The sequence below is a fragment of the Streptomyces griseicoloratus genome (assembly GCF_014534645.1).
GTDB classification, from domain to species: domain Bacteria; phylum Actinomycetota; class Actinomycetes; order Streptomycetales; family Streptomycetaceae; genus Streptomyces; species Streptomyces griseicoloratus.
The window spans coordinates 262099-276509 of record NZ_JACVQF010000187.1; the positions used below are offsets into that span (position 1 = coordinate 262099).

Below are 14411 nucleotides of genomic sequence, written 5' to 3' on the forward strand. Positions count from 1 at the left end.
CGCGACCCAGGAGCCGTCCCATGGCAGCTGACCTCGCCTTCTCGTTCTCCGACAGCACGGCCGGCTACATCACCGACCACCGGGCCGGCACCTTCCGCGTCAAGACGCTGGACGACCGGGAGGTGACCGTCCACCTCACCGAGACCACCACCGCGCAGCTGCTGCGCAACCTCGGCGAGCCCTACCAGGACGTCACCGGGCGCCTCGCGGAACTGCTCACGCCCGGCACCCTGGTGTTCTCCTACGGTCCGGTCTATCCGGACGAGGACGGCCTGTACTTCCAGGCCGACCGGCTGGTCGTGGTCGGCGAGGGGGACACCCCGCACCCCTACGAGGAGCCCGGCTGGTGGACCACCCAGCTGTCCCGGCTGGCCGCCTTCTACCGCAGGTCCCAGTTCGGCACCGGGCCGGTCGACTTCGCGCAGTACCGGACCCGTATCCACGGCAGCGGTCACAAGACCGACCAGCACGTGCAGGAGACGGACACCATCTCCCGGATGGTCTACGGCATGGCCAGCGCCTACATGCTCACCGGGAACGAGGACTTCCTGGAGGTCGCCGAGCGCGGCTCGCACTACCTCCACGACCACATGCGCTTCCGCGACGAGGCCGAGCAGGTCGTGTACTGGTACCACGGCATCGACGTGTCCGGGACCCGCGAACGCAAGCTGTTCGCCTCGGAGTTCGGCGACGACTACCGGGCCATCCCGGCGTACGAGCAGATCTACGCGCTGGTGGGCCTGACGCAGACCTACCGGGTCACCGGCGACCCGGTGGTGAAGCAGGACATCGAGGACACCGTCCGGCTGTTCCAGAAGTTCTTCCACGACCCCCGGCTGGGCGGGTACTACTCGCACATCGACCCGGTCACCCTCAGCCCGCACCACGACAGCCTGGGCCCCAACCACTCCCGGAAGAACTGGAACTCGGTCGGCGACCACGCCCCGGCCTACCTGATCAACCTGTACCTCGCCACGGGCGAGGACCGCTACCTGCGCATGCTCGAGCACACCTTCGACATGATCGTCACCTACATGCCGGACCGGGAGAGCCCCTTCGTCAACGAGCGCTTCTACGCGGACTGGACGCCCGACCACTCCTGGGGCTGGCAGCAGAACCGGGCGGTGGTGGGCCACAACCTGAAGATCGCGTGGAACCTGATGCGGATGAACGCCGCCCGGCCCAAGCGCGAATACGCGGAGCTGGCCCGGCACATCGCCCGCACCATGCCGCGCTACGGCCGCGACCCGCAGCGCGGCGGCTGGTACGACCTGCTCCAGCGCGAGGCCGAGAACGGCCGGCACGCGTTCGTCTGGCACGACCGCAAGACCTGGTGGCAGCAGGAGCAGGCGATCCTGGCCTATCTCATCCTGGCCGGGCACACGGGCGACGACACCTTTCTGCGGCACGCCCACGAGGCGTCCGCGTTCTACAACGCCTTCTTCCTGGACCACGACGAGGGCGCCGTGCACTTCACGGTCCTCGCCCAGGGCCTTCCGTTCCTGATGGGCGACGAGCGGCTCAAGGGCAGCCACGCCATGGCCATGTACCACAAGGCCGAGCTGTGCTACCTCGCCGAGGTCTACACCCGTCTGCTGGTGCGGGGCGAGCCGGTCACCCTGTGGTTCCGGCCCGGCGCCGACGCCGACTTCCCGCAGCGGCTGCTGCGGGTGGCCCCCGACATCCTGCCGCCCGGCCGGGTGGTGCTGGACCAGGTGCGCGTCGACGGCGCCTACTGGGACGACTACGACGCCGAGGCCATGGCCGTGCGGCTGCCCGAGTCGGCCGGCCGGCTCACCGTCCAGGTGCGGCTGCGACCGGTGGAGCGGCGGTGAGCACGCCGACGCTGCAGGCCCCCTCCCCCGCGGGGACCGTACGGCGCACAGGGCGCGGCCTGCGGGTGCTGCCCGGAGACGCCCGGCGGCCCGGTGCGACGGTGACCGGCGACGGGGTGGTCTTCACCGTGTACTCCTCCACCGCGCGCCGGATGCACCTGGTGCTGTTCGACGCCGGCACCGGGGCGGAGCTGGCCACGCTGCCCTTCCCGGACGAGTACCGCACCGGCCATGCCTTCACCATGACCGTGGCCGGTGCGGACCCGGACACCGTCCACTACGGCTTCCGTGCCGAGCCGGACGGCGCCGGGCCGGTGGGGCCGGTGCTGCTCGACCCGTACGCCAAGGCGCTGGCCGGCGGGGAGGAATGGGGCCGGCGCCCCGACTACCGGTGCCGGATCGTGGACGACGCCTTCGACTGGCAGGGGGTGACCAGGCCGCGGATCGCGCCGCAGGACCTGGTCGTCTACGAGCTGCACGTGCGCGGCTTCACCCGCGGCCGCGCCTGCGGTGTCCGCTTCCCCGGGACGTACGACGGGGTGCGCGAGAAGATCCCCTACCTGCGTGACCTCGGCGTCAACTGCGTCGAGCTGATGCCCGTCTTCGAGTTCGACGAGACCGACAACCCGTTCACCGACCCGGCGAGCGGGGCGCCCCTGCGCAACTACTGGGGCTACAACCCGGTCGCCTGGTTCGCCCCGAAGGCCGCCTACGCGGCGGATCCCTGGGGCGCAGGGCCGGTGCGGGAGCTGAAGACCCTGGTGCGCGAACTGCACCGGGCCGGCATCCAGGTGGTGCTGGACGTGGTCCTCAACCACACCGCCGAGGGCGACCACCGCGGGCCCGTGCTGAGCCTGCGCGGGCTGGACGACGGCGCCTACTACCTGCACGGCCCCGACGGCTCGTACCGCAACCTGACCCGCACCGGGAACACCGTCAACGCCAACCATCCGCTCACCCGGGCCCTGATCCTGGACTGCCTGCGGTACTGGGCGACGCAGTACCGCGTCGACGGCTTCCGCTTCGACATGGCCCCGATCCTCGCCCGCGGCCAGGACGGCTCACCGCTGGAGCGGCCTCCGCTGCTGGAGGCGATCGCCGCCGATCCGGTGCTCGCCGGCTGCCATCTGATCGCCGAGCCGTTCGACGCCGACGGTCTCGATCTGCTCGGCACGTTCCCGCGCCACGGCCGCTGGATGGAGTGGAACGCGCGTTTCCAGTACGCGGTGCGGCGCTTCCTGGCCGGGCACACCACCGACGCCGCGGAACCGGCCCTGCGGCTGCGCGGGTCGCCGGACGTGTACGCGGGCCACGGCACGGGGGCCTCCGTCAACTTCGTCGCCAGCCACGACGGTTTTCCGCTGGCCGACTGGACCGCGTACGAACAGCGGCACAACGAGGCCAACGGGGAGGGCGGCGGCGACGGCCCGCACGACAACGCCTCCTGGAACGCCGGGCACGAGGGCCCCACCGACGACCCCGGGGTGCTGCGGCTGCGGGCCCGCCAGGTGCGCAACGCGCTGCTGCTGGTGGCGGTGTCCCACGGGGTGCCGATGCTCGCCGCGGGCGACGAGTCGGGCCGCAGCCAGCACGGCAACAACAACGCCTACTGCCAGGACAACGAGACCAGCTGGCTCGACTGGGCCGCCGGCGACGCCGCCCTGCTCGCGTTCACCCGGGCCGTCCTCGCCTTCCGGCGGGCCCACCCGGTGCTGCGCCGTCGCGACCATCCCCCGGCCGAGGCGCCGGACGGCGGCCTGCCGCCGTACAGCCTGCACGGGGAGCGTCCCTGGCAGCCCGGCGCGGACGGGCTCCTCGCGGTGCTGATGCACCGCCCGGGGCAGGCGGCGGAGCCGGGCGACACCGTCTTCGTGGCGGCGAACAACCGCCCGTGGGAGCGCCGCGTCGAGCCGCCCCCGCCCCCCGGGGGAACCGAGTGGCGCCTGTTCGCCGACACCGGCGCGCCGCCCGGCCATGACATCCACCCCACCGAGGGCACGGGCCATGTGCCGGTGCCCGGTCCACTGACCCTCGCAGACCACTCCGTCACCGTGCTGGTGGCGCATCCGATGGGAAGGAACGAGCGATGAGTTTCGAGGCGTACCTGGGCTTCACCGACTCCACGGCCACCGTCTACCTGTCCGGCGACCTCACCGACAAGCGGGTCCCGGCGCTGCGCTCCCTGGTGGAGCACGCGGTGCAGCGGCCCTTGAGCCGGCTGGTCTTGCGGATGACCGACCTGGAGTCCATATCCGCCGGCGGGGTGCGCTGCCTGGCCTTCGCCCAGCAGCAGCTGCCGCAGGGGGCGGACATCGTCGTGGACGGGGCCGGACCGCAGATCCGGCAGATGCTGCGCTCGGGCGGGTTCGACCAGGCCGTGACGCTGCTCGCGGAGACGCCGGTCTTCGACGATCAGATCGCTGCCTGATCCCGCCCGCGCCCCACGCGTTGGCGCACCGAACTGAGGAGTCTGACGTTATGAAGGCTGTCGTGATGGCCGGGGGCGAGGGCACGCGGCTGCGGCCGCTCACGCTGCACCTGCCCAAACCACTGCTCCCGGTGGCCGACCAGCCCATCATGGAACACGTGCTGCGCCTGCTGAAGCGGCACGGCCTGACCGACACCGTGGTGACGGTCCAGTACCTGTCCGCGCTGGTCCGGGACCGCTTCGGGGACGGCGGGCAGCTGGGCATGTCGCTGAGCTACGCCGAGGAGGAGCACCCGCTCGGCACGGCCGGCAGTGTGAAGAACGCCGAGGAGCAGCTCGCCGGGGAGCCCTTCGTGGTGATCTCGGGCGACGCGCTGACGGACATCGACCTGACCGCGCTGATCGGCTTCCACCGGCAGCGGGGTGCGCTCGTCACGGTCTGCCTGAGCCGGGTGCCCGACCCGCGAGAGTTCGGCATCACGATCCTCGGCGCGGACGGCAGGGTGGAGCGGTTCCTGGAGAAGCCGGCCTGGGGCCAGGTCTTCTCGGACACCGTCAACACCGGCATCTACGTCATGGAGCCGGAGGTGCTCGACTACGTCGACGCGGACGTGCCCGTGGACTGGTCCGGTGACGTCTTCCCGCGCCTGCTCGCCGAGGGCCGCCCGGTGTACGGGTACGTCGCCGAGGGCTACTGGGAGGACGTGGGCACGCACGCCGCCTATGTGCAGGCGCAGGCCGATGTGCTCACCGGCCGGGTCGCGGCCGAACTCGACGCGGTCGAGGCGGCACCGGGCGTGTGGGTCGCGAAGACCGCGCAGGTCGACATGGACGCCGTCCTCGAAGGGCCCCTGTACGTCGGGGAACACGCCCGCATCGAGGCCGGGGCCCGGGTGGGCGGCCACACGGTGGTCGGCGCGCACACCGTGGTGGACCGGGGCGCCTGGCTGGAGCGGGCCGTCGTCCACCCGCACGCCTATGTCGGCCCCGGGGCGCAGGTGCGCGGCGGTGTCGTCGGGGCCAACTCCACGCTGGAGCCCTGCGCACGGGTGGGTGAGGGTGCCGTCCTGGGCGCCGGCTGCCTGCTGCGGGAGGAGTCGTCCGTCGCCGACGGCGCCCTGGTCTATCCGGGCAAGACGGTGGAGGCGCGGGCGCACGTCGACCAGTGCCTGATCTGGGCTCCGCGCGCCACCGCCTCCCTGTTCGGGCCGCGCGGCGTCTCCGGCCGGGTGGCCACCGAGCTGACCCTGGACCTGGTGGTGCGTCTGACGAGCGCGTACGCGGGGATCCTGCCGTGCGGCGCGGACGTGGCCGTCGCCCGGGACCACTCCCCCGGTGCGCAGCTGATCGCACCGGTCGTCATCAGCGCGCTGCGGGCGGCCGGGGTCGACGTCCGTGATCTGGGGCAGGTTCCGGTGCCCCTGGCCCGGGGGCGGGCGGCGGCCGGGGACGGCGGTGTGGTCGTCACCACGACGCCGGGCGTGCCCGACTCGGTGGACATCGCCCTCCTCGACGGGCAGGGCCTGGACCTGCCGCAGTCCGTACAGCGCAAGATCGACCGGGCGGTGGCGCTGCGGGAGTTCCGCCGTGCCCCCGCGGACCGTCCGGGCCGTCTGGAGACGGTGCCCGCCGCCTGGGAGGCGTACGCGGACCGGCTCCTGGCCGCCACGGACAGCGGCGCGGAGCCCGGCCGGCGGCTGAAGGTCGTGGTGGACGCCGCCGGGGGCAGTACGGCGCTGGTGCTGCCCGCGGTGCTCGGCCGGCTCGGGGTCGAGGCGCTCACCGTCAACGGCGGGCTCGATCCGCAGCGCCGTACGGAGACGGCCGACGAGCGGGCGGCGGCCCTGCACCGGCTGGGTTTCCTCGTCTCGCGGGCCCGGGCCGCGTTCGGGGTGCGTTTCGACGCCACCGGGGAGCGCCTGTCCCTGGTCGACGAGCGGGGGCGGGTGGTGGACGGCGACCGGGCGCTGCTGCTGATGCTGCACCTGGTGACGGCGGAGGCGGGCGGCGGCCGGGTGGCGCTGCCCACGACGGGGAGCCGGGCGGCCGAGCAGGTCGCCTCGCGGCACACGGCCCGCGTGCTGTGGACCGCCACGGCCCCGGACGCGCTCGCCCGTGCGGTCGGTGAGGCGGGCGTGGTGTTCGCCGGGGACGGCGAGGGTTCCTTCATCCTGCCGCGGCTGTCGCCGTATCCGGACGCGGTGGCGGCCTTCGTGGAGCTGAGCCGGCTGCTGGCGCGCACCGCGGGGACGCTGAGCGAGCTGGTCGCCCGGCTGCCGCGGACGTTCGTGCGGCGGCGTGAGCTGCCGGCCGACTGGCAGGACAAGGGCCGGATCATGCGCGCGGTGGCCGAGGCGGTCGGCGACCGTGCGGTGGACACCGTCGACGGGATCCGGGTGGTGGAGAGCGACAGCCGGTGGGTGCTGGTGCTGCCGGACTCCTCGGCGCCGTCGGTCCATCTGTGGGCGGAGGGACCGGACCCGGCGAGCGTGGACCGGCTGCTCGACGAGTGGTCCGCGGTGGTCGGCCGCCCGGCGGTCGCCTGACCGCGGGACGGTACGGCCCGCCTGTGCGTGAGCCCCGCCGGTCGCGTCCGGCGGGGCTCACGCATGCGGTCCGCGGGTCCGGATGCCCGCTCAGGGGCGGGTGGGGGTGCCGGTCCAGCCCGTGCGGAGCAGGAACTCGGTGATGGCCTGGGCGAGGCGGGGCAGGGTCGCCCCGGTCAGCAGATGGCCCGCGGCCAGCTCGGCGAACCGGGCGCCGGCGATGCCCTCGTGCAGCATCCGGTGGTGGCTGGGCAGGATGAAGGTGTCCTCGGCCGTGCTGACGACGAGCGTGGGTGCCGTCACCCGCGGCAGGTCCGAGCGCACGTCCGTCTGTGCGAGCAGGCCGATCTGGTCGGTCAGCCCCGGCTCCTGGACGGTGCCCGAGGACACGGCGTCGGTCAGGTCCTGCGGGGACAGCTCGGCCAGCTCCTCCTCGCGGTAGCCGGCGATCAGTCCCCACTTGGCCAGGAACCGCGGATGCTCCGTCAGGTCCCGCCACAGTTCCGCGATCAGCCGGATCCGCGGGTCGGCGTAGGCCACTCCGGCCACCAGCACCAGGGCGGCGACGCGGTCGGGGTGGCGGGCGGCGGTGCGGACCGCCACGGAGGCGCCGAGCGAGTACCCGGCCAGGGCGAAGCGGGTGTGGCCGTGGGCTTCGGCGGCGGCCACGACGTCGTCGGCGAGCAGGTCGAGGGTGAGGGGTTCGGTTGCGCGCGGGGTGCTGCCGGAGCCGGGCAGGTCGGGCGCGAGGACGGTGTGGTGCCGTCCCAGGGGTTCGAGAATGCCGCCCCAGGTTCCGGTGGCGCTGCCGCCGGTTCCGTGGAGGAGGACGAGGGCGGGACCGTTGCCCTGCACGGTGCAGGCCAGGGGGGCGGCGGGAGTGGGCGCGGACATGGGCCGATGCCTTTCATGGTGACGGCCCGGCCGGGGGCCGGGCCGGGGCGGTGAGGCGGGTGCCTCAGGGGACGGTGGTGTCCCGGTGCGGCGCGGTGGCCGCGCCGGGTATGTGCGGGCCGTCGGCGGGCGCACCGGGCGGGCCGGCGTGGGCCGGGGCGGCCGCCGGTGCGGCGGGGCGCGGGGCGGGCCGGGTGGGGGGTGTGCGGCGCGGGGTGCCGAACCGGCGCATGACGGGCCGTTCGAAGGCGGCGAAGACCAGCCAGGACAGCAGCAGGGTGAGGCAGGCGCCGAGGACCAGCAGACCGATGGCGGCGGGTGTGCTCCAGGACTCGTCGGCGCCGAGCAGGCGGTGCCCGTGGATCTGGACGAGGCGGTGCAGCAGGTAGAAGGCGAAGGATACTTCGCCGAGCCACACCATCGTGCGGCTGCGGAACGGGGAGGCGGTGCCGCGGATGTCGGCGACGGCGGCGGCCGTGATCAGCCAGGCGAACGGGATGACGCAGACGGCGACCATGCTGTAGGCCATGGGGACTTCGAGGGCGAGGGCGTAGCCCGCCACGACGGCGGCGCCGGCGGGCAGCAGTCCGGTGTGCGGCCACAGTCCGTTGCGGACGATCTCCGCCATCAGGATGCCCAGGACGAAGTCCAGGGCCCGCACGGGCGGGAAGGCGAAGACAAACCAGTAGTGGTGCTCGGGGATCGCCAGCCACGCCATGTCGGTGCGGGAGGTGAAGAGCGTCTGGGCCAGCAGCGGCATCGCCAGGATCGCGGCGACGACGCCCGCCGCGTACCACCACAGGCGGCGGGGCCGGATGAGGCGGACGGCGGTCAGCAGGAAGGGGAAGGCCAGGTAGAAGGCCGCTTCCGCGGACAGGGACCAGGCGACCGGGTTGACGCTCAGTATCACGTCGCTGTCGGGGATCCAGGCCTGTATCAGCAGCAGGTTCGGCAGCGCGCCGGTGAGCGGGCCGCCGGTCGCGGCCAGCAGGACGAGGGCGGCGGCGAACGTCAGCAGGTGGTTGGGGTACACCTTGAACAGGCGGCGCCGCCAGAAGCCGCGCGCGGTGTCCTTGTCCCGTGCGGACCAGGTGAGCAGGAATCCGCTGAGGACGAAGAAGAAGGACACGCCCATCCAGCCGGCCTTGCTGAAGGCGGTGGCGAAGGCCTCGCCCGCGTCGGGGTCGGCGAAGAGGTTCTCGTACGAGGCGTGGAAGCAGAACACGAGCAGCGCGGCGAAGAAGCGCATGCCTGTCAGTGAGGGAAGTCGTCTGGAGGACGGGGGAGCCGCCGTCGGCATGGGGAACTCCAGGGCAGAGTCGACGGCACGCCGACGGCGGCCGGTTCGGATGGTGGGACCGGGATGGGTGCCGCCTCCCGGGGGGCGGTGCTTGCCGCCCGGCCGCCGTGGGCCGGGCGGGAGCGGTCATGCGGGGTGCTGCTCCGCCCGGGTCAGGCGCGGCACGAGGGCCAGGGCGAGCAGGGCGAGGACGGTGTTGCCGGCCAGGGCCCAGGTGAAGGCGTCGGCGTAGGAGGTGACGTCCGAGGCGGAGCCGAGCACCGAGAAGAAGACGAGGCCGATGCCGGTGATGCCGAGCGACATGCCGACCTGGCCGGCGGTCTCCAGGACCCCGGAGGCCGACCCGGCGTCGTTCTCGGGTACGCCGCTCAGGACCGTCCCGAACAGCGGGCTGACGCCGAGGCCCTCGCCGAAGCCGATGACGGCCAGGGCGGGGATCATCATCGTGCCGGTGATGTCGGGCCCGCCCGCCCACAGGGTGGCGAGCAGCGCGATCGTGCCGAGCGCGTTGATCGCGTATCCGAGGGTCAGGACGTGGGCGCCGAGCCGGGGGGCCATGCGGGGGGCGACCAGTGAGGCGACCACGAAGGTCACGGCCAGCGGGGTGAAGGTCAGGCCGGCTTCCAGCGCCGAGTAGTCCAGTCCGAACTGGAGGTGCATGGCGAGCACGAAGAACAGGCCCGCGTTGCCCGCGAAGAACGCGACGGCCAGGATGTTGCCGCCGGTGAAGGTGGGGCGCTTGAACAGGGCGGGCGGGGTCAGCGGGAAGCCGCCGCGGGCGCCGAGGCGGCGCTGCCAGCCGATGAACGCCGCGAACGCCGGCACGCTCAGGACCAGCATGATCCAGGTCCAGGCGGGCCAGCCCGTCGCATGACCCTCGGTCAGCGGCACGGACAGCAGCAGCAGCGCCGCGGACAGCAGCAGGGTGCCCCGCAGGTCCAGCCGGGTGCCGGAGCCGCCGCTGCGCACGGAGGGCAGGGTGGCCAGCGCCCCGGCGATCACCAGGGCGCCGAAGGGGACGTTCACCAGGAAGATCGGCCGCCAGGACAGGCCCCACAGGTCGGCCTGGATGAGGATGCCGCCGAGCAGCTGGCCCGCGATGGACGCGCCGCCGATGGTCGCCCCGAACACCGCGAACGCCCGCGTCCGCATCCGTCCGGTGAACGCCGTCTGGAGGATGGACAGCACCTGCGGGTAGAACAGGGCGGCGCCGACGGCCTGCACGACGCGGAAGGCGATCAGCGTGCCCGGCGTCGGAGCCAGCCCGCACGCCAGCGAGGCGGCGGTGAACACCACCACGCCGAGCAGGAACAGCGGCCGGTATCCCCGGATGTCGCCCAGGCGGCCACCGGTGATCAGCAGCAGTCCGTACACCAGCACGTACCCGGAGATGACCAGCTCGACCTGGGCGAAGCTCGCGCCCATGTCGGTGCGGATCGAGGGGGCGGCGACATTGACGATGAACGAGTCCATCAGCGCCATGAAGGTCGCCGTCATCACCACGAGCAGCAGCCAGCCGCTGTTGGCACGCTGCGCGGTGTCGTCTTCGGGGACGGGGGTGTCGGGGCGTACGTCCTCTTCCTGCGGCTCGTTCACTGTCGCTGGGGTCACACGGGTATCGGCCACGAAAGTGCTCCTCGCGGATTCGTCGGCAACTGTGCGCCTCACGATCGGGAACCGGGCCGTGGCCGGGCAACGGGAACTTCCCATAGCCGTCACGGGAGGGGAGGGAGCGCGCCCGGCGCTCAGGCGGCGGACGGGAACGCCTCTTCGCCGGAGGCCGGGCGCGGCGCCCGTCCGTCGGCCGCGAGGGGGGACACCTGCGTCCCGGCCGGGGTGGAGGAGGGCGCCTGCTCGTCGGCCGCCGCCCGGTCGAGGGCCTCGGCGAGCTGCTCGCGGGTGGGCACGCCGTCCAGCCGCCAGGAGCCGATCCTGACCACGGGCACCATCGTGATGCCCTGCTCGGTGCGGGCCGCCGCGTCGGCGCGCCGGTGCCGCAGCAGGTACTGCGGCGACATGATGGCCGCCCGGTAGGCCTGCGCGTCCAGGCCCGCCCGGGCGGCCAGCCGGGTGAGCACGACGGGGTCGGAGATGTCCTGCCACTGGTCGAAGTAGGCGCGGAACACCTCGTCGCTGTAGGTTCCGCCGGCTCCCTCGTCGAGCGCGTACTGGTAGCCCACCAGGGCCAGGCGGGCGCGGCGCAGGGGTGCGCCGGGCGGGCCGGACAGGCGGACGCCGCGTTCCCGGGCCAGCGGACGCACCGACGCCTCCCACACGCCGCGGGGGTACTCCCCCGCCTCCTCGACGCAGTCGGGGTTCACCTCGAAGGGGTGGTAGGTCACCACCGCCTCGTGCCCCGCCAGCACTTCGGCGACGACGTGCCGGGTGATCACGCTGTAGGGGCAGATGTAGTCGAACCAGACGTCCATGGCCACGGCCATCGTCTCCCGCCTTCCGCTCAGGGGGTCACGGACTGTTCGCCCGGCCCGGGGGCCGGGCGGCGCCGTCCGGCTGCCACCGGGCGGCGATGCCGGGCAGGGCCAGCTCCCAGATCCGGGCCAGTTGCTCGTCGGCGGTGCCGGCGGCACCGGCACCGCCCGGCCAGGCCGAGCGCGCCCATACGTACCACTCGGTGCCGGCGACCAGATGGGCCACGAGCTGGGCGACGACCTCCCGGTCGGCGTCGGGGCGCAGCTCTCCGGCGTCGGCGGCCCGGTGCAGCAGCCGGCACACCGTCGGGCGCCATGCGCGCAGCCAGCTGTCGGCCGAGCCGGGCAGTTCGCGGGCGAGCCGCGCGGCGGCGCGGACCAGGGGATCCTTCTCCAGGAGCCGGGCCAGGCACAGCGTCGCCTCGACCACGCCCTGCAGGGCGCTCTCGTGTTGCGGGAGCACCTGCGTCACGGCCGCGCCGGCCGCGTTGCAGCCCTGCTCCTGGACCGCCTGCGCCAGGCGCCCCTTGGTCGGGAAGTGGAAGGTCAGGGCCCCCATGGAGATGCCCGCCAGGGCGCAGATCCGGGCGAAGGACGTGCCTTCGTAGCCGTTCTCGGCGAACTCGGTGGCGGCGGCCTGGAGCAGTAGCCTGCGGGTCCGTGCGGCGCGTTCCTGCGTCACCGCGCACTCCCTCCGTGTCCGCGCGGGCGAGCGGGTCGCTGTGTCAACCTCGTTCCTCCGGTGGGGCCTGCGTCGCCTGCCGGCACCGGGGGGCTCGGCGGCTGGTCCGGTACTGGGGAGCCACAGCATGCGCCGCTGATCAGCCGGGCAGCAAGGCCGACTTGGACAAGACGCAGCGGGTTGCTCAGGCGGTGGCCGCGCGGCGGCGGATGTTCGTCGGCCCCGACTTCCGGAAGTCGGCGCCCGGTCCTCGCCAAGAAGCAAAACAAAGCAATCGTTCGTTATTCTTTTGCGGACAGCGCTCTCAGCAGCAGAAGCAGAGGAAGAGGGCACACCACATGACCGCGCACGACTCGCCATCCACACCGGAGTCGGGACCTGCCAGGTCCATCTCCTCCTTCACCCATGAGTTGTTCGGGCATCTGCCGCGGGCGGACCAGCGCAGATGGGCGCAGGCCTATCTCCAGGGCCTGCTCACCACGGGCGGCAAGAAGTCGGTGCGCCGGCTGGCGGCCTCGGTGTCGGCCTCCCCCACGGCCTTCCAGTCGCTGCAGCAGTTCATCAACGCCAGCCCCTGGGACTGGGCGCCCGCCCGGCAGGAACTGATGCGCTGGGTCGAGGAGCGCGCCGTACCGCGCGCATGGCTCATCGGACTCGCCGTCATGCCCAAACGGGGAGACCGTTCGGTCGGTGTGCACCGGCGGTTCGTGCACGCCGCGGGCCGGACCATCAACTGCCAGGTGGGGATCGGCGGCTTCCTCTCCACGGCGAGCGGGGACTTCCCGGTCGACTGGCAGCTGCTGTTACCCGGCCAGTGGTGCCAGGACGAGGACCTGCGGCAGCGCACCCGCATCCCGGACGGGGCCAGACGCCGGCACGCCTGGGCCTACGTCCTGGACCTGGTGCAGTCGGTGGCGGCGCGCACCGCCCACGCCGCGGTCCCGGTCGTCGCCGACATGACCGAGCTGAGCGAGGCGGGAGCGCTGGTGAACGGGCTCGGCAGGGCGGGCCACGGATTCGTCCTCGCGGTGCCCGGGAGCCTGCGGGTCGTTCCGGCCACGAAGCTGCCCACGGCCCTGGGGCGGGCGGGGCAGGAGGCGCAGCGTCCGCTCACCGCCCAGCGGTTCCTGCACCTGGTGGGCTGGCAGCACCCGCACATCGCCCCCGCGGGCACGTCCGGCGGCGGGCACCACGTGCGCATCCACTCCGCCGTGGCCCGGCTCCCGACGCCCGACCGGCACGACCAGTCCTACCGCCTGTTCACCGAGGGGCGGCCCGGCAAGCAGACCCCCGGCAGGATCTGGATCACCAACCTGATGAACCTGCGCGTGGACGAACTGCTCGCGCTCACCCGGCTGGAGACCAGGACGGCGGCGACCCTGCGGACGCTGGCCGAGGACTTCGGCCTGCTCGACTTCGAAGGGCGTTCCTTCCCCGGCTGGCACCACCACATGACACTCGTCTCCGCCGCCTACGCCTACCGCCTCCTCGCCGAGACCGACGGGGATCCGTACGGGACACTCCTGGGGGAACGTATCGCCTGACGCAGAATGTCGAGCCGGTCGGGCAGGCCGGGCGGGCCGGGCAGGCCGAGGAGGGACCGGTCGGTGCAGGAAGGCCGCCCACGGACCGCGCGGTCCGCGCGGTCCGTGGGCGTATCGGTGGCGATCACCCGTAGAGCGAGCGGGCTCCCGGGCTGTTGCCCTTGAAGCGCCGGCCCGCGGCGATCTCCTCTCCGACCACCGACCAGACGGTGTCGTCGTCCTGGAAGGGGAGCGGGTCGATGCTGCCGGTCTCCTGGCGGATGCGCTCGACCTCGCGCTCCAGGCGCTCGCAGCCGGCGTCCTCGTCGCCGTCGTCGTCGCTGAAGGTGAACTCCTCGAGCAGGCGCTGGAACCGGAGGGTGACCCGGACGAGGGAGGAGACGTCCGTGTGGAGTTCCTGCGCGGTCTCCTCGTCGGCGTCGAAGGCGTGGACCTTGCCGGAACCGGGGTCGAGGGCGAGGTGGGCGTTGAGCAGCCAGCCGATGACGGGCCATTCGCCCGCGTCCTCCGCGTCGACGACGTCCCGGACGAGGGGCAGCCGGCCGGTGTCCTGGTCGGGCTCACGCAGCCGGAGCGTCCCGGTGGGGACACCGACGGTCTGCAGGATGCGGGCGCCCTCGGTGTCCATGGCCGAGGGCGGGAAGGCGGTGGCGGGCAGGGTCGCGAGCCGGTCCTCGCCGAAGATGCCGGCCAGTTGACCGCGGGTGACGTCGAAAAGCACTTCCGGAACTCCGAACTCGGTGACGGCACGGA

Annotated in this window: 11 protein-coding genes; 5 read left to right on the top strand and 6 right to left on the bottom strand. The window is 73.2% G+C overall.

Going from position 1 to position 14411, the window contains the following annotated elements:
* The first annotated feature begins 20 nt into the window (after positions 1–20).
* The 4 genes from H0H10_RS14960 to H0H10_RS14975 are packed head-to-tail and all read left to right on the top strand — an operon-like array spanning position 21 to position 6809.
* On the top strand, positions 21–1835 hold the full coding sequence (locus tag H0H10_RS14960; protein ID WP_188181415.1) for an AGE family epimerase/isomerase: 1815 nt from the start codon (positions 21–23) through the stop codon (positions 1833–1835).
* Entirely contained in the window at positions 1832–3925 is a 2094-nt protein-coding gene (locus tag H0H10_RS14965; protein ID WP_309141802.1) for a glycogen debranching protein, read from the top strand. The genes H0H10_RS14960 and H0H10_RS14965 overlap by 4 nt, the downstream gene beginning before the upstream one ends.
* Positions 3922–4263: an STAS domain-containing protein gene (locus H0H10_RS14970; RefSeq protein ID WP_188181416.1), complete on the top strand. Its 342-nt coding sequence runs from the start codon at positions 3922–3924 to the stop codon at positions 4261–4263. The genes H0H10_RS14965 and H0H10_RS14970 overlap by 4 nt, the downstream gene beginning before the upstream one ends.
* Positions 4264–4313: 50 nt before the next feature.
* Entirely contained in the window at positions 4314–6809 is a 2496-nt protein-coding gene (locus H0H10_RS14975) for a sugar phosphate nucleotidyltransferase (protein WP_188181417.1), read from the top strand.
* A gap of 90 nt (positions 6810–6899) precedes the next feature.
* On the opposite strand, the gene H0H10_RS14980 is transcribed toward H0H10_RS14975, so the two are convergent.
* The 5 genes from H0H10_RS14980 to H0H10_RS40975 form a co-directional block, all read right to left on the bottom strand.
* A complete protein-coding gene (locus H0H10_RS14980; RefSeq protein ID WP_188181418.1) occupies positions 6900–7703 on the bottom strand; it encodes an alpha/beta fold hydrolase in 804 nt (267 codons plus the stop codon).
* Between the two features lie 64 nt (positions 7704–7767).
* Positions 7768–8952 (bottom strand): acyltransferase family protein, encoded by a 1185-nt coding sequence (locus tag H0H10_RS14985; protein ID WP_262506260.1) that lies wholly within the window; start codon positions 8950–8952, stop codon positions 7768–7770.
* Between the two features lie 177 nt (positions 8953–9129).
* Entirely contained in the window at positions 9130–10614 is a 1485-nt protein-coding gene (locus H0H10_RS14990) for an MFS transporter (protein WP_309141803.1), read from the bottom strand.
* A 134-nt stretch (positions 10615–10748) separates the two neighbouring features.
* Positions 10749–11444 carry a DsbA family oxidoreductase gene (locus H0H10_RS14995; protein WP_188181420.1) on the bottom strand — a complete coding sequence of 232 codons (696 nt, stop codon included), beginning with the start codon at positions 11442–11444 and terminating at the stop codon, positions 10749–10751.
* A 25-nt stretch (positions 11445–11469) separates the two neighbouring features.
* Complete coding sequence (locus tag H0H10_RS40975; RefSeq protein ID WP_309141804.1) at positions 11470–12114, bottom strand: ScbR family autoregulator-binding transcription factor; 645 nt, start codon at positions 12112–12114, stop codon at positions 11470–11472.
* 338 nt (positions 12115–12452) lie between these two features.
* Between H0H10_RS40975 and H0H10_RS15005 the strand changes: the two genes are divergently transcribed.
* Positions 12453–13658, top strand: a complete 1206-nt coding sequence (locus tag H0H10_RS15005) for an IS701 family transposase (RefSeq protein ID WP_188181422.1) — start codon at positions 12453–12455, stop codon at positions 13656–13658.
* Positions 13659–13782: 124 nt separating this feature from the next.
* On the opposite strand, the gene H0H10_RS15010 is transcribed toward H0H10_RS15005, so the two are convergent.
* Positions 13783–14379 carry an SUKH-4 family immunity protein gene (locus H0H10_RS15010; protein WP_188181493.1) on the bottom strand — a complete coding sequence of 199 codons (597 nt, stop codon included), beginning with the start codon at positions 14377–14379 and terminating at the stop codon, positions 13783–13785.
* Positions 14380–14411: the final 32 nt, after the last annotated feature.